The organism is Rhodanobacter caeni, assembly GCF_039523575.1.
Classification (GTDB): Bacteria; Pseudomonadota; Gammaproteobacteria; order Xanthomonadales; family Rhodanobacteraceae; genus Rhodanobacter; species Rhodanobacter caeni.
In genome coordinates, this window is record NZ_BAAAFO010000001.1 from 398,044 (window position 1) to 424,477 (window position 26,434).

General features: G+C 68.6%; 27 protein-coding genes, 1 tRNA gene and 1 other RNA gene. 22 read left to right on the forward strand and 7 right to left on the reverse strand.

All coding sequences use genetic code 11. From position 1 onward, the window contains the following. Window positions 1-13 precede the first annotated feature (13 nt). Entirely contained in the window at window positions 14-1,069 is a 1,056-nt protein-coding gene (locus ABD017_RS01890; RefSeq protein ID WP_343879591.1) for a glycosyltransferase family 9 protein, read from the reverse strand. Window positions 1,070-1,106: 37 nt separating this feature from the next. Between ABD017_RS01890 and ABD017_RS01895 the strand changes: the two genes are divergently transcribed. The 8 genes from ABD017_RS01895 to ABD017_RS01930 all read left to right on the forward strand — a co-directional run bounded on the left by ABD017_RS01895 (window position 1,107) and on the right by ABD017_RS01930 (window position 6,442). After that, window positions 1,107-1,835 carry a 3-deoxy-D-manno-octulosonic acid kinase gene (locus tag ABD017_RS01895; protein ID WP_425543642.1) on the forward strand — a complete coding sequence of 243 codons (729 nt, stop codon included), beginning with the start codon at window positions 1,107-1,109 and terminating at the stop codon, window positions 1,833-1,835. After that, window positions 1,832-2,590 (forward strand): MBL fold metallo-hydrolase, encoded by a 759-nt coding sequence (locus ABD017_RS01900; RefSeq protein WP_343879593.1) that lies wholly within the window; start codon window positions 1,832-1,834, stop codon window positions 2,588-2,590. Before ABD017_RS01895 ends, ABD017_RS01900 begins: the two co-directional genes overlap by 4 nt. A gap of 283 nt (window positions 2,591-2,873) precedes the next feature. After that, a tRNA-Ser gene (locus tag ABD017_RS01905) sits at window positions 2,874-2,963 on the forward strand. Window positions 2,964-3,042: 79 nt separating this feature from the next. Then, window positions 3,043-3,139: signal recognition particle sRNA small type (gene ffs, locus ABD017_RS01910), an RNA gene on the forward strand. A gap of 212 nt (window positions 3,140-3,351) precedes the next feature. Next, window positions 3,352-5,034, forward strand: coding sequence for a DNA polymerase III subunit gamma/tau (gene dnaX, locus ABD017_RS01915; RefSeq protein ID WP_343879595.1), 1,683 nt, complete (start codon window positions 3,352-3,354; stop codon window positions 5,032-5,034). A 20-nt stretch (window positions 5,035-5,054) separates the two neighbouring features. After that, a complete protein-coding gene (locus tag ABD017_RS01920) occupies window positions 5,055-5,378 on the forward strand; it encodes a YbaB/EbfC family nucleoid-associated protein (protein WP_343879597.1) in 324 nt (107 codons plus the stop codon). A 102-nt stretch (window positions 5,379-5,480) separates the two neighbouring features. Continuing rightward, the gene (gene recR / locus ABD017_RS01925) at window positions 5,481-6,083 is read left to right on the forward strand and encodes a recombination mediator RecR (RefSeq protein ID WP_343879599.1); all 603 of its coding nucleotides are present in this window, start codon (window positions 5,481-5,483) and stop codon (window positions 6,081-6,083) included. A gap of 14 nt (window positions 6,084-6,097) precedes the next feature. After that, window positions 6,098-6,442, forward strand: a complete 345-nt coding sequence (locus ABD017_RS01930) for a histidine triad nucleotide-binding protein (protein ID WP_343879601.1) — start codon at window positions 6,098-6,100, stop codon at window positions 6,440-6,442. A gap of 60 nt (window positions 6,443-6,502) precedes the next feature. Here ABD017_RS01930 and ABD017_RS01935 read toward each other — a convergent pair whose 3' ends face one another. The 6 genes from ABD017_RS01935 to ABD017_RS01960 form a co-directional block, all read right to left on the reverse strand. Beyond that, window positions 6,503-7,108 (reverse strand): Slp family lipoprotein, encoded by a 606-nt coding sequence (locus ABD017_RS01935; RefSeq protein ID WP_343879603.1) that lies wholly within the window; start codon window positions 7,106-7,108, stop codon window positions 6,503-6,505. A gap of 47 nt (window positions 7,109-7,155) precedes the next feature. Continuing rightward, entirely contained in the window at window positions 7,156-9,132 is a 1,977-nt protein-coding gene (locus tag ABD017_RS01940) for a transglutaminase TgpA family protein (RefSeq protein ID WP_343879605.1), read from the reverse strand. After that, the gene (locus tag ABD017_RS01945) at window positions 9,129-10,082 is read right to left on the reverse strand and encodes a DUF58 domain-containing protein (protein ID WP_343879607.1); all 954 of its coding nucleotides are present in this window, start codon (window positions 10,080-10,082) and stop codon (window positions 9,129-9,131) included. Before ABD017_RS01945 ends, ABD017_RS01940 begins: the two co-directional genes overlap by 4 nt. Beyond that, a complete protein-coding gene (locus tag ABD017_RS01950) occupies window positions 10,082-11,023 on the reverse strand; it encodes an AAA family ATPase (RefSeq protein ID WP_343880630.1) in 942 nt (313 codons plus the stop codon). The genes ABD017_RS01945 and ABD017_RS01950 overlap by 1 nt, the downstream gene beginning before the upstream one ends. 86 nt (window positions 11,024-11,109) lie before the next feature. Continuing rightward, on the reverse strand, window positions 11,110-11,700 hold the full coding sequence (locus ABD017_RS01955) for a Maf family protein (RefSeq protein WP_343879609.1): 591 nt from the start codon (window positions 11,698-11,700) through the stop codon (window positions 11,110-11,112). Further along, window positions 11,697-12,143: a hypothetical protein gene (locus ABD017_RS01960; protein WP_343879611.1), complete on the reverse strand. Its 447-nt coding sequence runs from the start codon at window positions 12,141-12,143 to the stop codon at window positions 11,697-11,699. The genes ABD017_RS01955 and ABD017_RS01960 overlap by 4 nt, the downstream gene beginning before the upstream one ends. Before the next feature lie 188 nt (window positions 12,144-12,331). On the opposite strand from ABD017_RS01960, the gene ABD017_RS01965 reads away from it, so the two are divergent. The 14 genes from ABD017_RS01965 to ABD017_RS02030 all read left to right on the forward strand — a co-directional run bounded on the left by ABD017_RS01965 (window position 12,332) and on the right by ABD017_RS02030 (window position 26,373). Next, window positions 12,332-12,811 (forward strand): YceD family protein, encoded by a 480-nt coding sequence (locus tag ABD017_RS01965; RefSeq protein WP_343879613.1) that lies wholly within the window; start codon window positions 12,332-12,334, stop codon window positions 12,809-12,811. An 82-nt stretch (window positions 12,812-12,893) separates the two neighbouring features. Further along, window positions 12,894-13,088: a 50S ribosomal protein L32 gene (gene rpmF, locus ABD017_RS01970; protein WP_149365336.1), complete on the forward strand. Its 195-nt coding sequence runs from the start codon at window positions 12,894-12,896 to the stop codon at window positions 13,086-13,088. A 152-nt stretch (window positions 13,089-13,240) separates the two neighbouring features. Next, the gene (locus ABD017_RS01975) at window positions 13,241-14,215 is read left to right on the forward strand and encodes a beta-ketoacyl-ACP synthase III (protein ID WP_343879614.1); all 975 of its coding nucleotides are present in this window, start codon (window positions 13,241-13,243) and stop codon (window positions 14,213-14,215) included. 146 nt (window positions 14,216-14,361) lie between these two features. Continuing rightward, the gene (gene fabD, locus ABD017_RS01980) at window positions 14,362-15,309 is read left to right on the forward strand and encodes an ACP S-malonyltransferase (protein ID WP_343879615.1); all 948 of its coding nucleotides are present in this window, start codon (window positions 14,362-14,364) and stop codon (window positions 15,307-15,309) included. A gap of 64 nt (window positions 15,310-15,373) precedes the next feature. After that, window positions 15,374-16,117: a 3-oxoacyl-ACP reductase FabG gene (gene fabG / locus ABD017_RS01985; RefSeq protein WP_343879617.1), complete on the forward strand. Its 744-nt coding sequence runs from the start codon at window positions 15,374-15,376 to the stop codon at window positions 16,115-16,117. A 196-nt stretch (window positions 16,118-16,313) separates the two neighbouring features. After that, window positions 16,314-16,553, forward strand: a complete 240-nt coding sequence (gene acpP, locus ABD017_RS01990; protein WP_007081788.1) for an acyl carrier protein — start codon at window positions 16,314-16,316, stop codon at window positions 16,551-16,553. Window positions 16,554-16,777: 224 nt separating this feature from the next. Continuing rightward, the gene (gene fabF, locus ABD017_RS01995) at window positions 16,778-18,067 is read left to right on the forward strand and encodes a beta-ketoacyl-ACP synthase II (protein WP_343879620.1); all 1,290 of its coding nucleotides are present in this window, start codon (window positions 16,778-16,780) and stop codon (window positions 18,065-18,067) included. Window positions 18,068-18,069: 2 nt separating this feature from the next. Further along, window positions 18,070-19,419, forward strand: a complete 1,350-nt coding sequence (locus ABD017_RS02000; RefSeq protein ID WP_343879621.1) for an aminodeoxychorismate synthase component I — start codon at window positions 18,070-18,072, stop codon at window positions 19,417-19,419. Then, window positions 19,419-20,246 (forward strand): aminodeoxychorismate lyase, encoded by an 828-nt coding sequence (pabC, locus tag ABD017_RS02005; protein ID WP_343879622.1) that lies wholly within the window; start codon window positions 19,419-19,421, stop codon window positions 20,244-20,246. Before ABD017_RS02000 ends, pabC begins: the two co-directional genes overlap by 1 nt. Continuing rightward, window positions 20,243-21,280 (forward strand): endolytic transglycosylase MltG, encoded by a 1,038-nt coding sequence (mltG, locus tag ABD017_RS02010; RefSeq protein WP_343879623.1) that lies wholly within the window; start codon window positions 20,243-20,245, stop codon window positions 21,278-21,280. The genes pabC and mltG overlap by 4 nt, the downstream gene beginning before the upstream one ends. Next, entirely contained in the window at window positions 21,277-21,930 is a 654-nt protein-coding gene (gene tmk, locus ABD017_RS02015) for a dTMP kinase (RefSeq protein WP_343879624.1), read from the forward strand. Before mltG ends, tmk begins: the two co-directional genes overlap by 4 nt. Beyond that, window positions 21,927-22,868, forward strand: a complete 942-nt coding sequence (gene holB, locus ABD017_RS02020) for a DNA polymerase III subunit delta' (RefSeq protein WP_343879625.1) — start codon at window positions 21,927-21,929, stop codon at window positions 22,866-22,868. The genes tmk and holB overlap by 4 nt, the downstream gene beginning before the upstream one ends. Then, window positions 22,859-23,821 carry a PIG-L deacetylase family protein gene (locus ABD017_RS02025; RefSeq protein WP_343879627.1) on the forward strand — a complete coding sequence of 321 codons (963 nt, stop codon included), beginning with the start codon at window positions 22,859-22,861 and terminating at the stop codon, window positions 23,819-23,821. The genes holB and ABD017_RS02025 overlap by 10 nt, the downstream gene beginning before the upstream one ends. 200 nt (window positions 23,822-24,021) lie before the next feature. Further along, entirely contained in the window at window positions 24,022-26,373 is a 2,352-nt protein-coding gene (locus ABD017_RS02030; RefSeq protein ID WP_343879628.1) for a putative bifunctional diguanylate cyclase/phosphodiesterase, read from the forward strand. Window positions 26,374-26,434 lie beyond the last annotated feature (61 nt).

Below are 26,434 nucleotides of genomic sequence, written 5' to 3' on the forward strand. Positions count from 1 at the left end.
ACTGAAGTCGCTCCTACAGCAAGCCCATCTCATGGGCGGCGGCTTCGTAGCGTTCGATCGCGTCGTCGATGGTGATCAGATCCATCACGCCGGGCTTTTCGATCTTGCGGCCCCAGGCGATCTCGCTGGCGGGCTTGCCGAGATACTTGCGCGCCGCCTCGTCGTATTTGTCCACGCACCAGCGGCGGTCGGAGTAGGGGCCGGAGCGGTCGGGATTGCTGGCGGCGTGCAAGCCCAACACCTTGGTGCCCACCGCATTGGCCATGTGCATCGGGCCCGAGTCGGGCGTCAGCAGCAGTTGCGCGCGACCGAGCAGGGCCATCAGGCGTTTCAGGGTGTCCTTGCCGGTGAGATCAAGCGGTGCCTGTTTGCAGGCGGCCAGCACCGCATCGGCCATGACGCGCTCGCCTGCCGAAGGTCCGCCCACCAGCACCACCCGCCAGCCGCGCGCGGCAGCGTGATCCATCACGGCGGCGTAGCGCTCGGCTCGCCAGTTGCGCAGCGCATGGCTGGAGGTGGGGCTCACCAGCAGGGTGGGGGTATCGTCGGGCAGCTGTCCGGCTGCCCAGGCATGCGCATCGTCGGGTACCGGAATGTCCCAACGCACCTGCCGCTGCTGCAGCCCCAGCGGTTCGCAGAAGCTGCCGATCGCATCGAGCACGTGTTCACCCGTGCGCGCCGGAATGCGTTCGTTGATGACCAGCCCGTGCAGGTCGCGCGAGCGCGCGCGGTCGTAGCCAATGCGGCGTTCCGCCTTGATGCCCAGGCTCAGCAGGTTCGACCGCATGGCCACCTGCATCTGCAGCAGCGCGTCGAAACGCTGCCCGCGCAGCGCCTCGTGCACCGCGCGCATGCCCGACCAGCCGGCGGCCTTGTCGAAGGTGACGAATGCCACGCCCGGCAGGTCGCCCACCAGCTTGCGTTCCAGCTTGCCGATCACCCACGTCAACGCCACTTGCGGCCACGCCTGTTGCAGCGTGCGCACCAGCGGCACCACGTGGGTGACATCGCCGATGGCGGAGGTGCGCAGCAGGCAGATCGAGGCGGGCGTCGTCGGGGTGGGGATCATGGGCCTGGGTTAGAATCGTGAAGGATCAACGGGCCCGATGATGCAGGAAGAAACGCTCAACGAGGCGGGCGGCGCGATTGTCTTTGACGCCGCGCTGCCGGCACAAGTCACGCACGACTGGTTTGCACCGGCGTACTGGCGTGAGCGTGAGGCGTTGCGGGTGCAGGCAGGCGGACGCGGCGGCGTGGCGGTGATCGACACGCCGGCCGGCGAATGCGTGCTGCGCCACTACCGCCGCGGCGGCCTGGTCGCCGCCCTGATGGGTGATCGCTACCTCTGGCGCGGTGCCATGCGCACGCGCCCGTTCGCCGAATTCCACCTGCTGGCCGAGATCGAACGGCTCGGCCTGCCCGGCCCGGTGCCGGTCGCCGCGCGCTACTGCCGCCAGGGCGCGTTCTACACCGCCGACCTGATCACGCGCCGTATCGCCCACGCCCGCACCTTGGCCGAATGCCTGCGCGCGGGACAATTCGACGGCGCGCTGGCCGAAGCGGTGGGCGAGCTGGTGGCCCGTTTCCATCGCGCAGGTATCTGGCATGCGGATCTGAATGCGCACAACGTGATGGTCAGCGGCGAGGCGCTGTTCCTGATTGACTTCGACCGCGGCCGGAAACGCGCGCCCCAGGCGGCATGGCAGCAGGCGAACCTGCAGCGCCTGCGCCGCTCGCTGCTCAAGCTGGGCGCCGCGGCCGGGGACGAGAGCGCCTTCGACCGAGAGCTGTGGCAGCCACTGTTGCGCGGCTACCGTCGTACGATGCCGGCATGAACTGGCATCTGCATTTTCTGGGCGTGGGCGCCGCCCACGCGGTGGAGCTCGGTTCCTCCGCCGTGGTGCTGGAGCGCGACGGCGAGCCGATGCTGTTGATCGACTGCGGCCCCGATACGCTCGACCGCTACCTGGCCGCCTATGGCGCCTTGCCGCGGGCGATCTTCATCACCCATACGCACATGGATCACGTCGGTGGCATGGAGCGGCTGTTCACCCGGTTATGGTTCGACGAACACCTGCGCGGTCGCACCCGGGTATTTGCGCATGCCGGCCTGTTGCCCTGGCTGCAGATGCGGGTGGGTGATTACCCCGGTGCGCTGGCCGAAGGCGGGGTCAACTACTGGGAGGCGTTCCACCTGGTGCCGTGCACGCGCGGTTTCTGGCTGGACGGCCTGTGGTTCGACGTCTTCGCCACCCGCCACCACGTTCCCGGTACCTCGTTCGGCCTGGCGCTGGACGGCAGCTTTGCCTACACCGGCGACACGCGGCCGATTCCCGAAGTGCTCAGCGAACTTGTCGGCGAATCGATGCTGGTTGCGCACGATTGCGGCCTGGTCGGCAATCCCTCGCACACCGGCGTCGATGACATCGAGCGCGAGTATCCCGCGGCACTGCGTCGACAGATGTTGCTCTACCACTACGGCAGCGCCGCCGACGGCGCCGCACTGACGGCGCGCGGTTACCGCATTGCCAGATCGGGAGAGCGCATCGCGCTGGCGATGCCGCATGAGCCACGCGCCGCCGCCGGCTGAACTGCCCGGTTCTGCTTGCCTGCGTTCGGGCCTGCAGTTATCCTTCCGCTTCTTTGCCGGGCGGCGTTGCCTGCAAAGACGGTTGCACCCTGCGGAGAGGTGTCCGAGTGGTTGAAGGAGCACGCCTGGAAAGTGTGTATAGGGTAAAACCTATCGCGGGTTCGACAAATTCGTCTGGAACGAATTTGGACAGCCGCAGGCTGGCCCCGAACGCCAGTGAGGGGTGAGACTCAGGATGAGTCGAACAATCCCGCTCGGTGATTGTGGTGCAAAAGAGTTACCCGGAGAGGTGTCCGAGTGGTTGAAGGAGCACGCCTGGAAAGTGTGTATAGGGTAAAACCTATCGCGGGTTCGAATCCCGCTCTCTCCGCCAATTTCCAAGCGAGTGCGACAGCCTGAGGCTGGCGCAACGGCAACAGGCAAGCGTCATCGCTTGACGTCCATGGTGGCCCCGTCGGTCCCCCCGCGACGATAGTTCGCAAACCCCGCCAGGTCCGGAAGGAAGCAACGGTAGCGAATGATTCGGGTGCCGGGGTGCGGCTGGCGGGGCCGCCACCAATTTCGGGGGTACGAGCGCCCCCTTCCGCCCTTCGGGCACCTTCCCCCGCAGGCGGGGGAAGGAAGCTGGCTGTTTCGAGGAGTCGTCGCTTCCTTCCCCCGTGCAGCGGGGGAAGGTGCCCGAAGGGCGGATGGGGGCAGCCCTTTACTGACTTACCCCGCCCGACTTGGCACAATCGACCTTTGCCCCAACGTTGGTTGCCATGTCCTATCAGGTACTCGCACGCAAGTGGCGCCCCCGTAAATTTTCCGAGCTGGTGGGGCAGGAACACGTGGTGCGCGCACTCACCAATGCGCTCGATACCGGACGCATGCACCACGCCTACCTGTTCACCGGCACGCGTGGCGTGGGCAAGACCACGATCGCGCGCATCTTCGCCAAATCGCTGAACTGCGAGCGCGGCCAATCGGCCGATCCGTGCGGCGAGTGCTCGGTGTGCACGGCGGTGGATGAAGGGCGGTTCGTGGACCTGCTGGAGATCGATGCCGCCAGCAACACCGGCGTCGACGATGTGCGCGAACTGATCGAGAACGCGCAGTACGCACCCTCGCGCGGCCGCTTCAAGGTGTACCTGGTGGACGAGGTTCACATGCTGTCCAAGAGCGCGTTCAATGCGCTGCTGAAGACGCTGGAGGAGCCGCCGCCGCACGTGAAGTTCCTGCTCGCCACCACCGACCCGCAGAAGCTGCCGGTCACCGTGCTGTCGCGCTGCCTGAAGTTCAACCTCAAGCGCCTGCTGCCCGACCAGATATCCGGCCAGATGCGGCACATCCTGGGCGCCGAGAACCTGGCGTACGAGGAAGGTGCCATCGGTGAGCTGGCGCGCGCCGCCGACGGCTCGTTGCGCGATGGTTTGTCGCTGCTCGACCAGGCGATCGCCTATGGCGGTGGCGCGCTTCGTGGCGACGACGTACGCACCATGCTGGGCAGCGTGGCGCGCGGTCAGGTACTGGGCGTGCTCGACGCACTGGCCGCGGGCGATGGCGAGCGCCTGCTGGCCGAGGCCACGCAGATCGCCTCGTATTCGCCGGATTTCGGCAGCGTGCTGGACGACCTGGCCAGCGTGCTGCATCGCGTGCAACTGATCCAGCTGATTCCCGGCTACCGGGCGGAAGAGGGCAGCGACGACGACCAGGCATTGCCGGCGCTCGCCGAACGCATGGCGCCGGAGGACGTGCAGCTTTACTACCAGATTGCCACCTCGGGCCGGCGCGATCTGGCGCTGGCGCCGGACGCGCGCACCGGCTTCGAGATGGCGTTGTTGCGCATGCTGGCGTTCCGGCCGGGCGATGCTTCGCCCACGGGCACGCAACAGTCGAGCGGCCATGCCCCGGCCGCCGCGCCAGCGCCCCGGCCCGCGCCGGCACGGATGGCGCCGCCTCAACAGGCCGCCAGCGCGACCCCGGCGCCGTCACCGGCGCGCAGCGAAGCGGTACCGGCCCCGATGGCGCCGCCGCAGCCCGCGCCCGTGCCGCGCGATGCCAACGGCCTGCCCTCATGGGAGGCCTTGATTGCGCAGGCGGGCTTGCGCGGTCCGCTGGGCCTGCTGGCGCAGAATGCGGCCTTGCGCGAGCGTGACGGCCAGACCCTGGTGCTGGCATTGCAGCCGGTGCACATGCATCTGGCGGTCGAGCCGATGGTCAGCCAGATGGCGGAGCGCATCGGCCAGGCATTGGGGGAATCCATCCGTTTGCGCTTCGTCACCAGCACTGCGGGAGCGGCGGTGGAGACGCCGGCAGCGCGGGCCGCGCAGGCGCGCGACGTGGCGCAGTCGGCGGCCGAGCAGGCGATCGAGGGCGACCCCCTGGTGCAAGCATTGAAACGCGATTTCGGCGCCAGGGTGGTGCCGCAATCGATCAAGCCCATTGTTGACAGTCGATCCTGACTGAAGAGCGGAGTAGTGCCATGAGAGGACAGATCGGCCAGCTGATGCAGCAGGCCCAGCGCATGCAGGAAGACATGAAGCGTGCGCAGGAAGAATTGGCCAAGCTGGAAGTCACCGGCAGCGCCGGTGGCGGCCTGGTCAGCGTGGTGATGACCGGTGCGCACGAGGTGCGGCGCGTGCAGATCGACCGGCAAACCTTCGCCGACGATCCCGAAATGGCCGAGGACCTCGTCGCCGCCGCCATCAACGACGCGGTGAACAAGGTGGCCCAGGCCAGCAAGGACCGGCTCGGCGGCGTCACGGCGGGCATGAGCCTGCCGCCTGGTTTCAAGATGCCGTTTTAAAGCAGGAGTGAGTGGAGAGGAGCGAGAAGCGAGAGGCACTCGCCCTTCGCTCTCCGCTTCTTTCTCACTTCTCACTCCTCTTCACTCACTTCTCGAATATCCATGTCATCCGGCTCACCTCTCCTCGCCGACCTGATCGAAGCACTGCGCTGCCTGCCCGGTGTGGGGGGCAAGAGCGCGCAGCGGATGGCGTTTCATCTGCTGGAGCGTGATCGTGAGCGCGGTTTGAAGCTGGCGGGCGCGCTGGAAGAGGCGATGCGCAAGATCGGGCATTGCAGCCGCTGCCGCAATTTCAGCGAGGAGCCGCTGTGCGCGTTGTGCGCCAACAGCAGTCGCGACCGGCAGGTGTTGTGCGTGGTGGAGTCGCCGGTGGACGTGGCGGCGATCGAACAGGCCACCGGCTATCGCGGCCAGTATTTCGTGCTGATGGGGCGGCTGTCGCCGCTCGATGGCCTCGGCCCGCAGGAGCTGGGCCTGGGCCAGCTCACCGAGCGCCTGGGCGAGGGTGAAATCGAGGAGATGATCATCGCCACCAATCCCACCGTCGAGGGCGAGGCGACGGCGCATTACCTGGCGCAACTGGCCCATGCCGGTGGTATTCGTCCGACCCGGCTGGCGCATGGCGTGCCGCTGGGCGGTGAACTGGAATTCGTCGACCGCGGTACCCTCGCGCATGCGTTTGGCCGTCGGCAGACAATCGAGTGATTGAGGGGAAGCCCATGAGCGACACGATTTTCAGCAAGATCATCCGCCGCGAGATCCCCGCCGACATCGTTTACGAGGACGACGACGTGCTGGGCTTCAAGGACGTGAATCCGCAGGCGCCGATCCACGTGCTGTTCATCCCGAAGCGGCCGCTGGCCACGCTGGACGATGCCGGCCCGGACGACGCCGCGCTGCTGGGCAAGCTGCTGCTGGCCTGCGCCGACTACGCGCGCCAGGAAGGGGTGGCCGCGCAGGGTTATCGAACGGTGATCAATTGCAACGAGGATGGCGGCCAGACGGTCTTCCATCTGCACGTGCATTTGCTGGCCGGTCGCCGCTTGACGTGGCCGCCGGGCTGAGCCCTTGCTGCGCGCCATGACAGAAAAACGCCGGCTTCGAGCCGGCGTTTTTCTGGACGGTTACTTGCCTTGCGGCGGTCGCGCATGCTGGTGCGGCGGCCGCACGATGATCACCCGCGGCTGGTTCCAGTACGGATAGCCCCAACCGTAGCCCGGGCCGTAGTACCGGCCGAAACCCGGGCCCCAGAACGGGTCGTAGAAACCCGGTCCGTAGTAGGGCCGCGGCGCGACCCGTTTCGGCCACAGGTAGACCACGTCGGCCTCCACCCGCGGGTAGGCGTAATCGAACTCGCCGACCTTCTGCGACACGATGCCGTGCAGGGTGCCGGTCACCGTCAGCTCGCGGCCGCGGGTGAACACCTCCGGGTCGTAGAAGCCGTTGCGGCAGGCGACGAAGCGGCCCTCGTTTTCACCTTCCACGCCGGCCTTGGGCCGCGCCTGGTCGTCGAGCGGGCGGGCCAGCAGGTAGAAGCAGGTCTGCTGCGGCCCCGGCTCGGTCTTGATGATCTCGCCGCCCCAGCGCACGTGCGTGCCGCCCGCGCCGCCCTGCTGGGCAGCCGAGGTGCTGACGCTGGCGTAGGTGCCTTGCAGTGGTTGCGGAATGGTGGCGCAGCCGCCCAGCAGGGCAATGGCCGCGACGAGGGCTAGCGGACGATACGGGGACATGAGGGTTTCTCCGGCAGGGGCGATGGCGTGCGCGATCATTTCGATGCTCATTTGACCACGCCGACGGGGCGGAATTCCCGTACGGCAACCGAAAACGCGCGCACGGCGTCGGTCGTGGGATGGTCCTGGGCGTAACGCAATGAAAGGTACAGATTCATCAGTGTTTCCAGCTCGCGGCGCTGCGCGGGAAAAGCTCGCGCGGCGCGGCGAAGGTAATGCTGCGGCCCTTCGCTTGACCGCCGCGTGATGCCGCCACGCGCCAGCTTGCGTTCGAGCCGGTGCATGGCCACCCGCAGCGGATCGCGCGCTTCGCGCCGCCACAGCGCCCAGCCCAGCCCGAGGGCGACAAACAATACGCTGCCGATCGCCAGCAGCAGGCCGAGCATCCCGGTATCGGTGTCGCGTATGCCGAAAGGCGTCAGCAAGCCTCGCTGGCGCAAGGCATCGAAACCCACAACGGCCTGATCCCACCATCGGTTGACAACGTCCCAGCGGTTGCGCACCTCCTGCAGCCAGTCGTTGCGGTACCAGTCACGTTGATCGCCCGCCGCCGCGGCCGCGCCCAGGGTCACGCGCTCGGGCCGCACCGCCGCGGTGGGATCGACGCGAACCCAGCCGCGCCCGGCCAGCCACACTTCGCTCCACGCATGTGCGTCGGAGTTGCGCACCAGCAGGTAGTCGGCCAGCTTGTTCCAGTAGCCGCCCTGGTAGCCGGTGACCACCCGCGCGGGAATGCCGGCCGCGCGCATCAGCACCGTGAAAGACGACGCGTAGTGCTCGCAGAAGCCCTCGTGCGTGGAGAACAGGAAATCGTCGATGGAATCGCGGCCCAGCGGCGCGGGCGCCAGCGTGTAGCGAAAACCGCCATCGTGGAACAGCGCCAGCGCTGCCCGCACGATCGCCGCATCGTCGAAGCCGAAGCGCTGGCGCCATTGTGTTGCCAGAGCGTGAGTGCGCGGATTGAAGCCCGCCGGAAGCTGCAGGCCGCGCTGTCGCGATGATGGATCGAGCACCGCCTGCAACCGGTATCGCGAAGCCGAGGTGGCGGCGTAGCTGATCGGCTCGGTCACGGCCTTGTCCGCCAGCACTTCGCGATCGGGTTGCAGTTGCGCCTGGGCCGGCGCCTGCAGGGGTACGTCCAAGGTCGGCAATACCCGTTGGCGGGTGGGCTGCAGCGAGATCCGGTAGCTGACCGTTGCGCTGGCCTCGATCGCAGCAATCCCCCGCCGCGGATCGGGCGGCCTGCGGTGCCAGCCGCGGCCGTCGTAGTACCCCATCACGTAGGCGCGAAAATAGCGCAGGCCGGCGGCCGGTGGTGGGCCGTCGAAACTGACCCGCATCGCTGGGTGGTCATCGGTAAGCAGCTCGGTGAAATTGCCGGGCGTCATGCTGTCGCTGAGGCCGGTGGTCGCCTGCCGCGGCGACGGCGCGCCCCACAACGGCGTGCTCAGGCGCGGCACCAGCAGGAACGCCAGCAGCGCCAGCGGCAGCGCGGCGCACAGCAACCCCAGGTTGGACAGCACCGTGCGGCGCACGGTGGCAGGCAGGCGCGCCGGTTGCAGTGCGCGCAAGGTGGCCAGCGCGGGCAGCAGGCCCAGCGCGACCACGAGCGTGGCGATCAGGCCCTGGTCGAACAGCAAGGCGACCATCAGCGCAAAGCAGGCGAAGCTGACGCCCACCCGCGCATCGCGCTCGGTTTCGCTTTCCAGCAACTTCAGCACCAGCAGGCCCACCGCCAGCGCGGTGCCCGGTTCGCGGCCGAAGATGCTGCCGTACCACGCGATCACGACCAGGGTCAGCAATGCCAGCATCGGCAACTTCAACCAGGCCGGCACCCGCCCGGCCAGCCGCCGCCGCTGCCACCAGCGCCAGCCGAGGATCGATGCCAGCGCCGCGCCCAGCCACCACGGCAGGTGCGGTGCGTGCAGTGCCAGCACCACGGCGAGCGTGCCGCTCAATAGGTCGAACGCATGATTGTCGATGGGTTGGTCGATGCTGCCTTTCAGGCGCGGCGCGCGTTTCATGGCAGTTGCGCCAGCGCGTTCATGCAGTGGGCGTAATGCTCCGGGCCGCTGCCGTCGGGGATGATGTTGCCGGGCAGCCACAGGCTGAAATGGCGCTGCTGCGCGTGGGCTTCGTTGACCCAGCGGGCCAGTCGGGCAATGCGCGATTCGTCGTCGAGGCCGTCGAGTCGACGCCAGTCCAGCTGCCATTGCGGGCGGTTCTGCGCCCGCTCGAAATCCTTCACCAGCAAATCGTGGTGGCGCGCGCTGGCTTTCCAGGCGACGTGGCGTTGCGGGTCGCCCACGCGGTACTCGCGCAGTGCGGCCAGCTCGTCACCCTGCAGCAGGCGCATGTGCCGCGCATCCTCGGCCGGCGCATCCGGCGGCGGACCGGCTGCTTCCGGGCGCGGCCAAACCAGCACGGCCTGCTCCGGATGCAGCCAGCTCCACGCGCGAAACAGGCCCAGCGGCCAACTGCTCCAGACCCTCAGCCGCGCCAGCGGCTGCCAGCCGCGCCGCGTCGTGGGCATCATCACTTTCAGGTGCACGACCGCGCCGGCCTCGATCGCGAAGGCGGCGGCACTCCGGCCCAGTTCCACCCGAATTGCCTGGCGCATGCGTGACGAATCGAAGGCGAGCGTGAGTTCGACCGGTTGCCCCGCCACGGCGTGGCCGGCACGGATATGGCCCAGCCGCAGTCCGTCCAGATCGCGGAACGCCACCAGCATGCTGGCGGCGCTGGCCGCGCCCAGCAGGCAGGTCAGCAGTAGGGCGGCGTTGTTGGCGTAGTTGAGCGCGCCCACCAGCATCACCAGCAGCAACACCGAAAAGCCCAGGCCGAAACCGGTCGGCACGATGTAGATGCGCCGCCGGTGCAACTCGATCGGCAGCTTTTCGGCCCGGCGGTAGCGGGTGAGGGACGGCAGCCGCCGCTCGGCCAGTTGTTGCGCGCGCTGCAGCAGCGAAGCCATCAACCCACCGCGACCTCGGCCAGCAACTGCCGCGCCAGCGTTTCGCCGTTGGCGCCGCGCACGGGCAGCAGCCGGTGCGCCGCCAGGGGGACGAACAAGGCTTGCACATCCTCGGGCAGCACATGGGTCCGGCCACTCAGCAACGCCCATGCCCGTGCCGCCGCAAGCAACGCCAGTCCCGCGCGTGGCGACAGCCCGGCGCGAATGTCCGGATGGCGCCGGCTGGCCGTGAGCAGGGCCTGCAGATAGTCGAGCAGGGCGGCGCTGGCGGTGATCGACTGCGCCTGCTGGTGCAACGCGGCCAGGGCCGCGCCATCGAGTTGCGGCGCCAGTTGCGCCAGCAGGTCGCGTCGATCGCTGCCGGTCAGCAGGGCGCGCTCGGCGGCCGCGTCGGGGTAATCCAGCGACAGCCGCAGCATGAAGCGGTCCAGTTGCGAATCGGGCAGCGGAAAGGTGCCGTTGATATCCAGCGGGTTTTGCGTGGCCACCACGAAAAACGGCTGCGCCAGCGCATGGGTCTGGCCGTCGACGGTGACCTGGTCCTCGGCCATCGCCTCGAGCAGCGCGCTTTGCGTCTTGGGGCTGGCGCGGTTGATCTCGTCCGCCAGCAGCAAGCCGGTGAAGATGGGGCCCGGGTGAAAGCGGAACTGGCCGGTTTCGCGCTCGTACACGCTGACCCCGATGATGTCCGAAGGCAGCAGGTCGCTGGTGAACTGCACCCGCTGGAACTCCAGCGCAAACGTCGCTGCCAGCGCATGGGCGAGCGTGGTCTTGCCCACGCCGGGCACGTCCTCCAGCAGCAGGTGGCCGCCCGCGATCAGGCAGGCAAACGCCAGCTTCACCTGCCGCGCCTTGCCCAGCAGCACCTGGTTGACCTGGGCGATCGCGGCATCCAGCCGCTGTTGCAGGGAGGGATCACGAAGCGGCGTGGTGGCGGGCATGGGCGGTCGATGCGGCAAGGGTGTGGTGACCTTACCCATGCCAAGCCGGAACCGTCCAGCGACCGTGCCGCAGTTTGCCGCCTGCGTCAGGGCAACGCGATGCCGCAATCGCGCAACAGCCGCGCCACGGCGATCAGCGGCAGGCCGATCAGCGCGCTGGGGTCGCTGTTGTCGATGCCCTCGAACAAGGTGATGCCCAGGCCTTCGCACTTGAAGCTGCCCGCGCAATCGAGCGGTTGCTCGCGCTCGACGTAGCGGGCGATTTCCTCCTCACGCAACCGGCGGAAGCGCACGCGGGTGTGGTCGACATGGACATGCTGGCTGCCGTTGCGGGTATCGAACACGCAGACGGCGGTGTGGAAATCCACCGTGCGGCCCGAGCTGGCCAGCAGTTGCCCGCACGCACGTGCCGCCGTGCCGGGCTTGTCCAGCAGCGTTCCGTCGAGCTCGGCCACCTGGTCCGATCCGATCACCACGGCGTCGCGCCACGTACCGGCGGCGGCCTCGGCCTTGGCGATGGCCAGCCGCAGCGCCCGTGTCGGTGGGCTTTCGCCGGCCAGCGGCTTCTCGTCGGTGCCCGGTGCGCAGGCTTCGAAATCCACGCCCAGCCGGCGCAGCAGCTGCGCGCGGTAGCGCGAGGTGGAGGCCAGCACCAGCCGGGTGGCGTAGCCCGTCATGCGTCGGGATCGCGGCGGATGTGGTCGCGCATGGCGCTGTCCAAGTCCGTCTGGGCCTGGCTCAGCGCCTTCAGCAAGGGGCGCAGGCGTGCGCGCGCGCTCAGCAATGAATTGCGGGCCTCGTCGACTTCATGCGCCTTGGCGTGCGGCAGGCGGTCGCGGATCCACAGCCTTTGCTGCAGCAGGGCGCGCAGGCCGGCGTCGATCGCGTGTTGCGCGTCCTCCTCGCCCGCGGCCGGCAGGTCGGGGTTGATCGACATCACCGCGTAGGCCTGTTGCAAGCCGCTGCGGCAGGTCTTGAGATCGTTCTCCAGCCGATCGGCCAGGTCGAGCAGGCTGGTGAGGCTGTCGGCGCGGCCCGGACGGCGCAGCAGCAGCCAGCCTGTCGCGGCAACGAGAAGCGCCAGCAGCGTGGCGGCGCCGAGCGTCAGGTAGACATTCAAGGTGCGCATCCAGGCGACACGGGGTCGAAAGGCCCCAGTCTGCCGTATCGCGGGCGGATCAGGCAAAATGGGCGGATGGCCGGTTCGGTCCTGACCGTGGCGCCGCGCCGGTTGACTTCAGCCAGGTTCAAACCTACCATTCCGCGACTATGTCCGTGACACTGCCAGAGTCCCTGGACGCTTGGCGCATGGTTTCGGCGCGGCGTTCGTTCGAAGGGACACTCCCCATTGCGACCCTGTCGCGCCTGCGCGAGGCGTTGGCCGGCACCGACGGGCTGGTGCAATTCGAACTGGATTTCGGGCGCGACGGCCTCGGTACGGACTACGTCGCTGTGCAGGCACAGGCGCGGCTTACCCTGACTTGCCAGCGTACGCTCGAACCCTTCGTGCTGCCGGTGGCCGTGGATACGCGCCTGGGCCTGATCAGGCATGAGCGCGACGAGGCCGGATTGCCGCCGGATTACGAGGCGCTGCTGGTGCCAGAGGACGGGCGGCTGAATCCGGCGGACGTGATAGAGGACGAATTGTTGTTGGCGCTGCCGCTGGTCCCGGTCAACCCGGACAGCAGCCTGCCCGACGAAGTGACAGGCCACGACGCCGGCGAGGATGCCGATGGCGAAGGGCATGCCGGAAATCCGTTCGCGGTGCTGCGCGAACTGAAGAAATAACCATCGGGCCGGATCATGTCGATCCGGTCCACGCCGATTCAGAACATACCTAGCAGATCATTGCTTTAGCTGGAGAACTACCATGGCAGTTGCCAAGAGCCGCCGTACCCCGTCCACCCGCGGCATGCGTCGTGCGCACGATGCGTTGAAGACCGTGCAGCTGTCCACCGATCCGACCAGCGGCGAGGTGCACCTGCGCCACCACGTCACCAAGGACGGCTACTATCGCGGCAAGAAGGTCATCGAAACCAAGGGTGCGGTGTCGGTCGAAGATTGACCGCGTGTTCCGGGGCTGGGGTTCCGGTGCCACGACTTCAGCAAACGGCGCGGTGACGCGCCGTTTTGCGTTCCCGGCGGCTGAAACGTAACGTGGCAGTGTCCTGTCACCACCCAGTCGCCCACCCTTTGCATCATGGGATGGATAGCCGAATGCCGCAGATATATTCCCGCATCATCGCCACCGGCAGCGCCCTGCCGGAGCGCGTGGTCACCAACGTCGACCTGGAAAAGATCGTCGACACCAGTGACGAATGGATCCACACCCGCACCGGCATCCGCCAGCGCCACATTGCCGCCGACGGCGAGACCACCGGCGATCTCGCGTTCCGGGCCGCGCAGAACGCCCTGGACGCGGCGGGCGTCAAGGCGTCCGAGCTGGACCTGATCGTGCTGGGCACCACCACGCCGGACATCATCTTTCCCTCCACCGCCTGCCTGGTGCAGCATCGGCTGGGCGCGAACGGCTGCGCCGCGTTCGACGTCAACGCGGCCTGCTCGGGCTTCGTCTATGCCCTGGGCGTGGCCGACAAGTTCATCAAGAGCGGACAGTCGAAAAAGGTCCTGGTGATCGGCGCGGAAACGCTGACGCGCATGGTCGACTGGAGCGACCGCCAGACCTGCGTGCTGTTCGGTGACGGCGCCGGCGCCGTGGTGCTGGAGGCGTCCAGCGAGCCGGGCATCCACGCCACCTGCCTGCATGCCGACGGTGGCTTCAAGGAGTTGCTGTACAACCCGGTGGGCGTGTCGGCCGGCTTCAAGGACGAGCCCAACCACGGCGTGCGCATCAGCATGGCTGGCCGCGAGGTGTTCAAGGTGGCGGTGAAGACGCTCGACGCCCTGGTCGGCGAGACGCTGGAGGCCGCCGGCATGGTGGAGTCGCAGATCGACTGGCTGATTCCGCACCAGGCCAACCTGCGCATCATCGAAGCCACCGCCAAGCGGCTGAACATGTCGATGGACCGGGTCGTCGTGACGGTCGACAAGCACGCCAACACCTCGTCCGGCTCGGTGCCGCTGGCGCTCGATTACGCCGTGCGCTCGGGCAAGGTGCAGCGTGGCCAGAACCTGCTGCTGGAAGCGTTTGGCGGCGGCTTCACCTGGGCGTCGGCGCTGCTGCGCTACTGATGCCGGCACGTTCGCTGAGCGCGTTCGTCTGAATCGATGCCGCCGTTGAGGCGGCATCGTCATGTCGGGCGTGGTGATCCGATACCGCTGCGCACGGACAGCCCGGCATGGCACCATGCCGTTTTTCCATCGACGGTTCGCGCATCATGAGTTCGATTTCCCCTTCGCTCGCTTTCGTATTTCCCGGTCAGGGCTCGCAGTCGGTGGGCATGCTGGCCGACCTCGCCGAGGCGCATCCGCAAGTGCGCGCGACGTTCGACGAAGCCTCGCAGGGTGCGGCGATCGATCTGTGGAAACTGAGCGCGCAAGGCCCCGAAGATCAGCTCAACAGCACCGAGAACACCCAGCCGGCGCTGCTGGCCGCCAGCGTGGCCGTGTGGCGGGTGTGGCAGGCGCTGGGCGGCGCGCAGCCGGCGCAGCTCGCCGGCCACAGCCTGGGCGAATACAGCGCGCTGGTGTGCGCTGGCGCGCTGTCGCTGCACGACGCGGCGGCGCTGGTGGCCGAGCGCGGCCGACTGATGCAGGCGGCCGTCCCGGCCGGCGTGGGCGCGATGGCGGCCATCCTCGGTGGCGACGACGCGCAGATCGCCGCCGTATGCGAGGAGGTGGCGCAAGGGCAGGTGGTGGCGCCGGCCAACTTCAATTCGCCCGGGCAGCTGGTGATTGCCGGTCATGCGGAAGCAGTCGATCGTGCCCTGGCGAAACTGGCCGAGCTGGGCGTGAAAAAGACCATCAAGCTGGCCGTGTCGGTGCCCTCGCACTGTGCGTTGATGCGCGAGGCGGCGGACCGGCTGGGCGAACGCATGGCGTCGATCGCGTGGCAGCTGCCGTCGATCCCGGTGGTCCAGAACGCCGAGGCGCGCCGCTACGACACCATCGAGGACATCCGCGGTGCCCTGCAGCGCCAGCTGTACCTGCCCGTGCGCTGGACCGGATGCGTGCAGGCACTGGCCGCCGGTGGCGCCACGCGCATCGCCGAATGCGGCCCCGGCAAGGTGCTGGCCGGCCTGATCCGGCGCATCGACAAGACATTGGAGGCTCGCGCCATCGGCACGCCCGCCGAGCTGGACGCGGCCCGCGCCGAATGGGTTTGAACGCGCTCCCGACGCGTCGTTCGGCGCACACGATTTCCGTTATCGAAGCTGAGGATTCCACACGATGAGCAAGTCCCTGCAAGGCGAGATCGCCCTGGTTACCGGCGCCAGCCGCGGCATTGGCGCGGCGATCGCCGACGAGCTGGCGGCGATGGGCGCCACCGTTGTCGGCACCGCCACCAGCGACGCGGGCGCCGCGGCGATCGGCGAACGCCTGGCGGCCAACGGCGGCCACGGCCGCAAGCTGGACGTCACCGACGGTGCCGCGGTGGAAGCGCTGGTCGATGCCATCGGCAAGGAGTTCAGCGCGGTGTCGATTCTGGTCAACAACGCCGGCATCACCCGCGACCAGTTGCTGATGCGGATGAAGGACGACGACTGGCAGGCCATCCTCGACACCAACCTCACCTCGGTCTACCGCACCTCCAAGGCGGTGATGCGCGGCATGATGAAGGCGCGCAAGGGCCGCATCATTTCCATCGCCTCGGTCATCGGCCTCACCGGCAATCCGGGCCAGGCGAACTACGCGGCGGCCAAGGCCGGCATCATCGCATTCTCCAAATCGCTGGCACGCGAAATCGGTACGCGCGGCATCACGGTCAACGTGGTGGCGCCCGGTTTCATCGACACCGACATGACCCGCGCCCTGCCCGAAGCGCAGAAGGAAGCCCTGCTCGGACAGATCGCGCTGGGCCGTCTCGGCGAGGCCGACGACATCGCCAAGGCGGTGGGTTTTCTCGCCTCGCCGGCAGCGGCCTACATCACCGGCGAGACGCTGCACGTCAACGGCGGCATGTACATGGCGTGAGGACTTTCACGCCAGTTGTCGCCAGCAGGCCGTTTTTAGGCGACAATTACCCCTTCGCGCCGGCCATCGAGGCCTGTGCTGTGGGTTCACCGGCCGGCGATGGCGGCATCACTGCTTAGCCATTACAATGCGCCAGCCTTTTGCTGGCACAGTGCCGGCACAGACAAACAACTACTCCTTGAGAGGTATGGGCAACATGAGCACCATCGAAGAGCGCGTCAAGAAAATCGTCATCGAGCAGCTGGGCGTGAAAGAGGATGAAGTCACGACGAATGCTTCGTTCGTGGACGATCTGGGCGCAGATTCGCTGGACACGGTGGAGCTGGTGATGGCCCTCGAGGAAGAGTTCGAAACCGAGATTCCCGACGAGGAAGCCGAGAAGATCACCACCGTGCAGCAGGCCGTCGATTACATCAAGGCCCACTCCAAGGATTGAACGATCCGGGTTTGATCCCATCGGCAGGCGGCGTTCGACATCCGGGCCGCCGTCGTGGTGATAGCGAACGCTGCGCCTTCTGGCGCAGTTTTCGTTTCTGCGTTTTGTAACGTCCGATCCCGTATGGTGCGCGACTGGCGCAGCGGGAGGCGGGCGCGGTCCCCGCGGTGTGCGCAACGTCCGACCACGAGCGGCAGTGCCCCGCGACCATGAAGGAAAACAGCATGAGCAAGCGACGAGTGGTAGTGACCGGCATGGGCATCGTTTCGCCGGTCGGCAACGACATCGCCACCGCTTGGCAGAACGTCGTCGAGGGTCGCAGCGGCATCGGTCCGGTGACCAGCTTCGATGCCAGTGCCTACGCCACGCGCATCGCGGGCGAGGTCCGTGATTTCGATCCGGTCGACGCCTATTTCGCCGGCACCGACGCGCCGGACGACGAGCGCCGCGCGATCGCCAAGGACTTCAAGCGGATGGACCCGTTCATCCACTACGGCATCGTGGCCGGCACGCATGCGTTGCGCCAGTCCGGTCTGGTGATCGACGAGCGCAATGCCGCCCGCGTCGGCATCGCCGCGGGCGCCGGCATCGGCGGCCTGCACACCATCGAGTCGACCGCGCTGGAGCTGGCCGAAAAGGGCCCGCGCAAGGTTTCGCCGTTCTACGTGCCCAGCTCGATCATCAACATGGTGGCCGGCAACCTGTCGATCTACCACGGCATCAAGGGCCCCAACATCGCGCTGGTATCGGCCTGCACCACGGCCGCGCACAACATCGGCATGGCGATGCGGTTGATCCAGTACGGTGATGCCGACGCGATGCTGGCCGGCGGCTCCGAGTTCGCCACCACGCCCACGGCGATGGCGGGCTTCTGTTCGGCCAAGGCGATGTCCACCCGCAACGACGATCCCACCCACGCCAGCCGTCCGTGGGACGTCGGCCGCGACGGCTTCCTGCTGTCCAACGGCGCGGGCATGCTGATGCTCGAGGAGTACGAGTTCGCCAAGGCGCGCGGCGCCGACATCCTCGCCGAGCTGATCGGTTTCGGCATGAGCGGCGACGCGTACCACATCACCGCGCCGAGCGGCGACGGTGCCGAACTGGCCATGCGCAACGCACTGCACGATGCGCACCTGCCGCCGTCCGACGTGCAGTACGTCAACGCGCACGGCACATCAACCCCGGTGGGTGATCTCGGCGAGGCCAAGGCCATCCGCAGCGTCTTCGGCGAACACGCCACGCAGAAGGGCAAGTTCGCGGTCAGCTCCACCAAGTCGGTGACCGGCCACCTGCTTGGCGCCGCCGGCGGCGTGGAGGCGATCTTCTCGATCATGGCGCTGCGCGAGGGCGTGTTGCCGCCGACGATGAACCTGGTGGACGTCGATCCGGAGGTTGCCGCGCTGGGCATGGATCTGGTGCCGAACCAGGCGGAGAAGGCCAGCATCGACGTCGCCATGTCCAACTCGTTCGGCTTTGGCGGCACCAACGGCTCGCTGGTTTTCCGCCGCGCCTGAGCGTGACCTGTCTCCGCCGCCTGCTGCCCGGCGAGCGCGACCTGCTCGCGCCCGCCGCAGCCTTTCCGCAGCGTTATCCCTGCCTGCTCGAAAGCGTCCTGCACGGCACGCGGCAGGCGCGTTACGACATCCTGTTCGCGTTTCCCCGCGAGTCCCTGACCCTGCATGCGGATGGTTCGCTGCGCGACGATGGCGGGCATCTGCTGGACGGCCGTTTCCTTGACGCGCTCGATGTCGCCTGGAAGAACGAGCGGTTGCCAGACCGCCCGGCGGACGACCTGCCGTTCCACGGCGGATGGGTGTTGATGCTGGCGTACGAGCTGGCCGCCCAGATCGAACCCACGTTGTCATTGCAGCCATCGCCATCGCTGCCGCAGGCATGGGCGGTGCGCTGCCCGGCCGCGATCATCGTCGACCACCAGCTCGGCTGCACCACGCTGGTGGCAGAGCCCGGCAACGAGGCACTGCTCGACGCGATGCAGGCCGACCTCGACACACCCTTGGCGGTCGATGCCGCACCGCTGCCGATCTCGTGCGAGGAGGACGATCCGCAGCGCTTCCTGGCGGGCGTGGCGCGCATCCACCAGCACTTGCGCGACGGCGACATCTTCCAGGTGAACCTGTCGCGCGAATGGCGCGCCCGCTACGCGCAGCCGCCCGCGGCCGCGTCGTTGTATGCCGCGTTGCGCCGGGCCAACCCGGCACCGTTCGCCGGCTTGCTGCAGCAGCCGGGATGGGCGCTGGTCAGCTCGTCGCCCGAGCGCCTGGTGGAAGTGCGCGACGGTCGGGCCCAGACGCGGCCCATCGCCGGCACGCGGCCGCGCACGCCGGGCGACGACGACGCCATCCGCATCCGCGAGCTGAGCGACCACCCGAAGGAACGCGCCGAGCACGTCATGCTGATCGACCTGGAGCGCAACGACCTGGGCCGCGTCTGCGTGCCGGGCACGGTCGAGGTGGATGAGCTGATGGCGGTGGAAAGCTATGCCCATGTCCACCACATCGTGTCCAACGTGCGCGGCCGCTTGCGTGCCGGGGTGACGCCGGGCGAGGTGATTGCAGCCACTTTCCCCGGCGGTACCATCACGGGCTGCCCCAAGGTGCGTTGCATGGAAATCATCGCCGCGCTGGAACAGGCGCCGCGCGGCGCCTATACCGGCGCGCTGGGTTATCTCGATCGACATGGCGAGCTCGACTTGAACATCCTGATCCGCACGCTGACCTTGAGCGGCACGCAGGCCAGCCTGCGCGCCGGCGCCGGCATCGTGGTCGATTCGGTGGCCGCGCTGGAGCTGGAGGAAACCCGCGCCAAGGCGCGCGGCCTGCTGCGCGCGCTGGGCGTGCCGGACTGATGGCGAGCCGCATGCTGGTCAACGGCGTCGTGTCGGCGGTGGTGGCCGCCGCCGACCGCGGCTTTTCGTATGGCGACGGGCTGTTCGAAAGCATCCGCTTCGTGGGCGAGCGCGCGCCATTGTGGGAGCGGCACATGCAGCGGCTTGCCGACAGTTGCCATCGCCTGCAGCTGCCGCTGCCCGATACCGCGCAGCTCCTGCGCGAGGCACGGCAGGTGAGCGAATCCATGGCGCATGCGGTGGTACGCATCGCCTGGACCCGCGGCGTGGGCGAACGCGGCTACTCGCCGCCCACGGTCGCCACGCCCACGCGCGTCGTGGCGGCTTTCCCGCCGCCGCCGATGGATGCCGCCGCGCATGCACACGGCGTGCGCACGCGGATGTGCACGCTGCGTCTGGCCGAGCAACCGCAGCTGGCAGGCATGAAACACCTCAACCGGCTGGAACAGGTACTGGCCCGCGCGGAATGGAGCGATCCGGCGATCGCCGAGGGCCTGTTGTGCGATGGCGACGGCCGGCTGGTGTCGGCGACCATGGCCAACCTGTTCGCCGTGATCGACGGCGAACTGGCCACGCCGTCGCTGCAGCGCTGCGGCGTGGCCGGCGTGGCGCGTGCGGAAATCCTGGCCTGCGCCGCAGGCGCCAGGGAGCGCGACATGCGTTTGCCGGATCTGCACCGCGCCAGCGAGGTTTTTCTCAGCTCCAGCGTGCGCGGCGTGGTACCGGTACAGTCGCTGGACGGGTGGCGCTGGACGCCTGGCCCGGTCACCCGGCAATGGCAAGGGCACTGGCGGCAGTTGGGATTTGCGATGGAGCACGCGGCATGAAACAGCCTCGAACCCGCGGTCGCGCGCTGGCGCGCGGTCTGATATGGCTTGCGATGCTGGCGCTGGTCGCCGCTGCCGCCTGGGGCTGGCGCGATTTCAGCCGCTTCAGCCGCATGCCGTTGCACGTCACTGCCAGCGGCGACAGCATCGACATCGCCCGTGGCAGCAGTTTCAGGACAATCGTGGCGGACCTGCGCCGGCACGGCGTCACCCGCGCCCACCCGCTGTACTGGCGGGCGCTGGCCGAACAGATGCGGGTGGCGGGGAAGCTGCACGCCGGCGAGTACGCGCTGACCCCGGGCATCACCCCGCGGACATTGCTGGCCAACATGGCGGCAGGCCGGGTATTGCAGCGCAACTTCACCATCGTCGATGGCTGGACGTTTCATGAATTGCGCCAGGCGCTGGCGCGCGCGCAGAAACTGAAGCACGACAGCGCCGGCCTGGACGACGCGGCCGTGATGCAGCGCATCGGCGCGGCGGGGGAGAACCCGGAGGGCCGTTTCCTGCCCGAGACCTATGCCTACGTGAAAGGCGACCGCGACCTGGACATCCTGCGCCGCGCGCACCAGGCGATGGTCAGCACGCTGGCCAGCCTGTGGGCCGGGCGCGACCCCGACCTGCCGCTGGCCACGCCCTACGAGGCACTGATCCTCGCCTCGATCGTGGAGAAGGAAACCGGCCTGCCGGACGAGCGGGCGAAGATTGCCGGCGTGTTCGTGCGCCGATTGCGCAACCACATGCTGCTGCAGACCGACCCCACCGTGATCTACGGCATGGGCGCGCGTTACGACGGCAATATCCGCCGCAGCGACCTGACCACCGACACGCCCTACAACACCTACACCCGCCCCGGCTTGCCGCCGACGCCGATCGCGCTGCCGGGCAAGGCCGCGTTGCAGGCGACCATGCACCCGGCCGCCGGCGACGCGCTCTATTTCGTGGCGCGCGGTGATGGCGGCCACGTGTTTTCCAGCACGCTGGCCGAACACAATCGCAAGGTCGACTGCTATCAACGGAAGCGCTGCTTATGAAGGCGCCATCATCGCCGGCACGCGGCCGGTTCATCAGCCTCGAAGGCGGCGAGGGCGCCGGCAAGAGCACCTTGCTGGCCGGGCTGCGCGCGTGGATCGAGCAGCAGGGCATCACGCTGGTGCAGACGCGCGAACCCGGCGGCACCGAGCTGGGCGAAGCGGTGCGCGCCATCGTGCTCGATCCACGCCACCGCGGCCTGGCGGCCGAAACCGAATTGCTGCTGATGTTTGCCTCGCGCGCGCAGCTGGTGCGCGAGCGGATCGAGCCGGCGCTGGCGGCCGGCCAATGGGTACTGTGCGACCGCTTCGCCGACGCCAGCTACGCTTACCAGGGCGGCGGCCGCGGCCAACCCGTGCAGCGCATTGCCGCACTGGAGCAGTGGGCCTGCGCCGGCGTGACGCCGGACCTGACCCTGCTGCTCGACCTCCCCGTGGCCACCGGTCGCGCCCGCGCCGCCGGGCGCAGCGCGCCTGACCGCATCGAGATCGAGGCGGACGGCTTCTTCGAGCGGGTGCGCGCCGCCTACCGCGAGCGCGCCGCCGCGGAACCGGCGCGGTTCAAGGTCATCGATGCGACCCGATCGCCGGCGGACGTCCTTGGCGACGCCATCGACGCGGTGGCCGAATTGCCCCGGAGCCCAGGCGCATGAGCGCCCTGCCATGGCATGCCGAGCACTGGCTGCGCCTGCAGGCGCGGCGCGCGCGTGGCGCGCTGCCCCATGCGCTCTTGCTGTGTGGGCCGACCGGATTGGGCAAGCGCGCGTTCGCGCAGCGGTTTGTCCACGCATTGCTGTGCGAACAGCCGGATGAGGCCACCGGCGACGCCTGTGGCCATTGCCGCGCCTGCCTGCTGCTGGCAGCGGGCAGCCACCCGGATATCGTCAAGTTGACCTACGGCCTGCGCAAGGATGGCGTGCAGCGCAGCGAGATCGTGGTCGAGCAGATTCGCGACCTGTCCGCGCGGCTGGCCTTGAGCAGCCAGTTCGGCGGCTGGCAGGTGGCGGTCATCGATCCGTCCGATGCGATGAACCCGGCGGCGGCCAACGCCCTGCTGAAGACGCTGGAGGAGCCCGCCGCGCAGACCATGCTGGTGCTGCTGGCCGATGCGCCCTGGCAATTGCCGCAAACCATCCGCAGCCGCTGCCAGCGCATCGAGTTCCACCTGCCGGCGTCCGAGCAGGCCTTGGCCTGGCTGCAGGCCGAAGGTGTCACTGATGCGGCCACCGCGCTGCAAGCGGCTGGCGGCAACCCGGGGCTGGCGCGCGACTGGACGGCGCAGGGCGCGCTCGACCGCCGTCGCGAGGTGCGCAAGGATCTGGCCGCGCTGGCGGCCGGACGCGGGCAGACGGCCGACGTGGTCAGGCGCTGGCTGGACGACGAGCCGGCGCAGCGGCTGTGGTTTGCCGCGCAGGCCGCCGCCGATGAAATGAAATCACGCGCCGACCGGCAGGAACCGCCGCTGTCGAGCGCCATGGATGCCGAAGCGCTGGCGCAGTGGTACACCGCCGCCAACCGCACCCGCCAGGCCTTGCGCGGCCCCTTGCGCGACGATCTGCTGTTGCTGGAATTGCTGGCGGCGTGGCGGTGACGACGTCGTCCGCCGAGCGCCCGGCGGCGGACGCGCCGACACGTTTTTCGGCGCACACGCGCCTGCTGGTCGTGGCACCGCATCCCGACGACGAGACCATCGCCAACGGTCTGCTGATCCAGCAGGTGCGTGCGGCGGGCGGCGAGGTTGGCATCGTGCTGTTGACCGACGGCGACAACAATCCCTGGCCGCAACGCTGGCTGGAGCGGCGCCTGCGCATCGACGCCGCCGGGCGCCGCCGCTGGGGCGAACGGCGGCATGTCGAACTGCTGCAGGCGATGCAGCGCCTCGGCCTCCCGCCCGCCGCGCTGCAGCAGCTGCACTGGCCCGATCTGGGAGTGACCTCCCGCCTGCTTTCCGCGCCCCGGGCCGCCGCCTCCGCATTGGCCTCCGCCATCGGCGCGTTCGGCCCGGACCTCGTGGTGGCGCCCGCGCTGGGGGATCGTCACCCCGACCATGGCGCCGCGCACGTGCTGGTTCGGCTGGCGCTGGCCCAACTTCCCCGTGTTCCCGCCTTGCTGACCTACATGGTGCATGGCTCGGAGTGCGCCCCACCCGTGCTTGAGTTGCAAGGATCGCCGGCGGAGCAGGCGGCAAAGCGGTTTGCGCTGTCGGCGCATGGCAGCCAGCTGGCGCTGGGCGGGGGCAGGATGCGGCGTTTTGCCGACCGGGCGGAACGGTTTTTCGCCGTTTCCGGGCCCGGCGCCGCGCCCGGCGGCGGTCTGCCCTGGCGGCCGCCGGTAGCGCTGCATCCATGGCTGCGGCTCAGCCTGGTCGACGCCGCCGGTGCCCGCACCTGGCGTTGGCACGAGGCGCCGCTTCAGCGCGACGACCCGGGTGGATATCGCCTGTCGCCACGGCACGGGGAGGCGGCTTCTCCGCGATTTGCGCATCTGGCGCTGGCGGTTCGTTCGCCCTGGATATTCGATCATTGGGGCTGGTGTGAACTGTGACGCAGCGCCGGATCAAACGCTTTACACGCCGGGGGCACCCCGTTAGCGTGTATCGCTACAGGGTGCGCTGGAGCCCCTGATTTGCGACCGAAGCATCCTGCCCACCGCTGTTCGCAGAGGGGCGGGCGACGGGCAAACGGGACTGCCGGTGCCGTCCATTCGCCCGGACTACAAGCATGCGCGACGGGGACCAGCATCTGATGCCAGCAGCGACCGCTTTGCCGGTGGCGCTGGCGGAGCGCGATCCCGCGTTCGATGACGATGCCCGGCAGCGCCGCGCGCTGGGCCTGCTGAGCGATGTGGTCAAGGCCATCCAGGCCCACGCCGACGAGTCGGCGATGCTCGGTGACGTCTGCCGCCTGGCGGCAGGTTCCGACGAGGGTTCGGTGGCGCTGGTCGCGTTGCGCGATGCGCGCGGCGCACTGCGGTTGCGCGCCGCGGCGGGGCTGACGTGGGATGCCGATAGCGCCATCGACCTTGCCGCGCCCGGCCGGCTCGCCGGCGTCGCGAGAACGGCCATCGACAGCGCAAAGCTCGCCCTCCACCCCGACGCCCAAGCCGCCGCCGGGGATCCGTGGGAAGCACCTCTCGCCCACGTCGGCTCGCTGCTGGCCCTGCCCCTGTACCGGAACCACGCCATCGACGGTGTCCTTGTCGTCGGCGCCCGCCAGGCCGATGCGTTCGTCGGGGTGGACGTGCAGGTGTTTTCGCAGATCGCCGCGGAGCTGGGGCAGGCCCTGCATGCCCACGGCACGCACCCGGTGCGGCAGCTGCCCAGGCCCGACCTGACGTTCAGTGCGGCGTACGTCAGGGCGGTGTTGTCCAGCCAGTACACCGGCGTGCTGGTGATGTCCGAGGACAACCACGTGGTCCTGGCGAACGAGGCATTCTGCGCCCTGTTCGGGATCACCGATTCACCCGTCGCGCTCGAGCACATGTCGGCGGAAAGCCTGTACGAGCGCATGCGCTCGGCGTATGCCGACCCGGACCAGGAATGGGCGCGCATCCGCGAGATCGTGGCCCGGGGCGAAGCGGTCCGGGGCGACGAAGTGCAGATCGCCGGGGAACGCATCTTTCTGCGCGACTTCACCCCGATCCGCACGCATGGCCGGCCCAACGGGCGCATCTGGCACCAGCACGAGATCACCGAGCGCAAGATGTACGAGGCACGGGTCGAACGGCTGGCCTTCTATGACGTGGTGACCGGGTTGCCCAACCGGCGCCTGCTGTTCGAGCGGCTGGAGCAGGGGCGTGCGCTGGCGACCAGACAGCGCTCGCTGATCGCGGTGGGTGTGCTCGACCTGGACCGCTTCAAGAGCGTCAACGACAGCGTCGGGCATGCCGGCGGCGACCACGTGCTGGCGGAGGCCTCCTCGCGCGTCGGCGCGCTGCTGCGCGAGGCCGACGTGCTGGCCCGCTTCGGTGGCGATGAGTTCGGGCTGGTCATATCGGGGCTGGACAGCAAGGAGCAGCTCGACGCGATCAGCCGCTGCATCCTGCAGGCGCTGCGCGCGCCTTTCGATCTGCTGGGGGAGCAGATCTACCTTTCGGCCAGCATCGGGTGGACGCTCTACCCGCTGGACGCATCGGACGCCGAGGGCCTGCTGCGCCATGCGGACATGGCCATGTACGCGGCCAAGGAGGAGGGCAAGGATCGCGGCCTGCTGTACGAGCCGGCGATGGAGCAGGAGCAGCTGCGCCTGCAGGCGATGCGCGAACGGATGGCGCAGGCGTTGCTGCAGTCGCGGCTGCAGTTGCTGTTCCAGCCGATCGTCTACATCGACGGGCTTCCCGGCCTGCAGGGCGTGGCCGGGATGGAAGCGCTGCTGCGCTTGCGCGATGGCGAGGACGGCTTGATCGAGCCCGCGCAGTTCATGCATGTGCTGGATGACCCGCAACTGGCCCGTCCCATCGGCCGCCATGTGCTGGACGAGGCGCTGAAGCAGTGCCAGGCCTGGATGCGTCTGGGCGTCTCGATTCCGGTCTCCATCAACATCAGCACCCGGCACCTGCTGCATCCGGCGTTTTTCGCCGATATCGACACGGCGCTGGACACCTACCCGGGGGTGATGGACGTGGGCTTCGGCATCGAGGTGACCGAGACCGGCCCGACCATGGACCATGCCCGCGCCAAGGTGGTCATCGAGGAGTGCCGCCGCCGCGGCATTCGCGTCGGCCTGGACGATTTCGGTACCGGCACCGCATCGCTGAGCCACATCCAGAAGCTGGACATCGAACACATCAAGCTCGACCAGAGCTTCGTGCGCGAGATCCTGAGCGACGAGCGCAACGTGGCGATCGCCGCGGGCGTCATCACCACCGCGCGCATGCTGGCCAAGACCGTGATCGCCGAAGGCGTCGAGACGCCGGACCAGGCCGACCTGCTCGCCTCGCTGGGTTGCCACCAGCTGCAGGGTTTTTCCATCTCCCGCCCCATGCCGTCCGACGCGGTGCCCGCCTGGGTGGCGGCGTGGACCCCGCCCGCATCGTGGGCGCGGCTGGCCAGCGAGCGGCGCAGCCAGCAGGCGGCGCAGCCGCGCATGGGGCGCTGACCGTCCGCGGTGGTGCGAGCGCCCGGCAGCATCTACCATCAGGCATCGAGCGGGCGGTGCA

Excerpts from the sequence above, each read along its gene's own strand:
- ABD017_RS01890 (WP_343879591.1), bottom strand. The coding sequence starts at position 1,069 with ATGATCCCCACCCCGACGACGCCCGCCTCGATCTGCCTGCTGCGCACC.
- ABD017_RS01895 (WP_425543642.1), top strand. The coding sequence starts at position 1,107 with ATGATGCAGGAAGAAACGCTCAACGAGGCGGGCGGCGCGATTGTCTTT.
- ABD017_RS01900 (WP_343879593.1), top strand. The coding sequence starts at position 1,832 with ATGAACTGGCATCTGCATTTTCTGGGCGTGGGCGCCGCCCACGCGGTG.
- dnaX (WP_343879595.1), top strand. The coding sequence starts at position 3,352 with ATGTCCTATCAGGTACTCGCACGCAAGTGGCGCCCCCGTAAATTTTCC.
- ABD017_RS01920 (WP_343879597.1), top strand. The coding sequence starts at position 5,055 with ATGAGAGGACAGATCGGCCAGCTGATGCAGCAGGCCCAGCGCATGCAG.
- recR (WP_343879599.1), top strand. The coding sequence starts at position 5,481 with ATGTCATCCGGCTCACCTCTCCTCGCCGACCTGATCGAAGCACTGCGC.
- ABD017_RS01930 (WP_343879601.1), top strand. The coding sequence starts at position 6,098 with ATGAGCGACACGATTTTCAGCAAGATCATCCGCCGCGAGATCCCCGCC.
- ABD017_RS01935 (WP_343879603.1), bottom strand. The coding sequence starts at position 7,108 with ATGTCCCCGTATCGTCCGCTAGCCCTCGTCGCGGCCATTGCCCTGCTG.
- ABD017_RS01940 (WP_343879605.1), bottom strand. The coding sequence starts at position 9,132 with ATGAAACGCGCGCCGCGCCTGAAAGGCAGCATCGACCAACCCATCGAC.
- ABD017_RS01945 (WP_343879607.1), bottom strand. The coding sequence starts at position 10,082 with ATGGCTTCGCTGCTGCAGCGCGCGCAACAACTGGCCGAGCGGCGGCTG.
- ABD017_RS01950 (WP_343880630.1), bottom strand. The coding sequence starts at position 11,023 with ATGCCCGCCACCACGCCGCTTCGTGATCCCTCCCTGCAACAGCGGCTG.
- ABD017_RS01955 (WP_343879609.1), bottom strand. The coding sequence starts at position 11,700 with ATGACGGGCTACGCCACCCGGCTGGTGCTGGCCTCCACCTCGCGCTAC.
- ABD017_RS01965 (WP_343879613.1), top strand. The coding sequence starts at position 12,332 with ATGGTTTCGGCGCGGCGTTCGTTCGAAGGGACACTCCCCATTGCGACC.
- rpmF (WP_149365336.1), top strand. The coding sequence starts at position 12,894 with ATGGCAGTTGCCAAGAGCCGCCGTACCCCGTCCACCCGCGGCATGCGT.
- ABD017_RS01975 (WP_343879614.1), top strand. The coding sequence starts at position 13,241 with ATGCCGCAGATATATTCCCGCATCATCGCCACCGGCAGCGCCCTGCCG.
- fabD (WP_343879615.1), top strand. The coding sequence starts at position 14,362 with ATGAGTTCGATTTCCCCTTCGCTCGCTTTCGTATTTCCCGGTCAGGGC.
- fabG (WP_343879617.1), top strand. The coding sequence starts at position 15,374 with ATGAGCAAGTCCCTGCAAGGCGAGATCGCCCTGGTTACCGGCGCCAGC.
- acpP (WP_007081788.1), top strand. The coding sequence starts at position 16,314 with ATGAGCACCATCGAAGAGCGCGTCAAGAAAATCGTCATCGAGCAGCTG.
- fabF (WP_343879620.1), top strand. The coding sequence starts at position 16,778 with ATGAGCAAGCGACGAGTGGTAGTGACCGGCATGGGCATCGTTTCGCCG.
- pabC (WP_343879622.1), top strand. The coding sequence starts at position 19,419 with ATGGCGAGCCGCATGCTGGTCAACGGCGTCGTGTCGGCGGTGGTGGCC.
- mltG (WP_343879623.1), top strand. The coding sequence starts at position 20,243 with ATGAAACAGCCTCGAACCCGCGGTCGCGCGCTGGCGCGCGGTCTGATA.
- tmk (WP_343879624.1), top strand. The coding sequence starts at position 21,277 with ATGAAGGCGCCATCATCGCCGGCACGCGGCCGGTTCATCAGCCTCGAA.
- holB (WP_343879625.1), top strand. The coding sequence starts at position 21,927 with ATGAGCGCCCTGCCATGGCATGCCGAGCACTGGCTGCGCCTGCAGGCG.
- ABD017_RS02030 (WP_343879628.1), top strand. The coding sequence starts at position 24,022 with ATGCCAGCAGCGACCGCTTTGCCGGTGGCGCTGGCGGAGCGCGATCCC.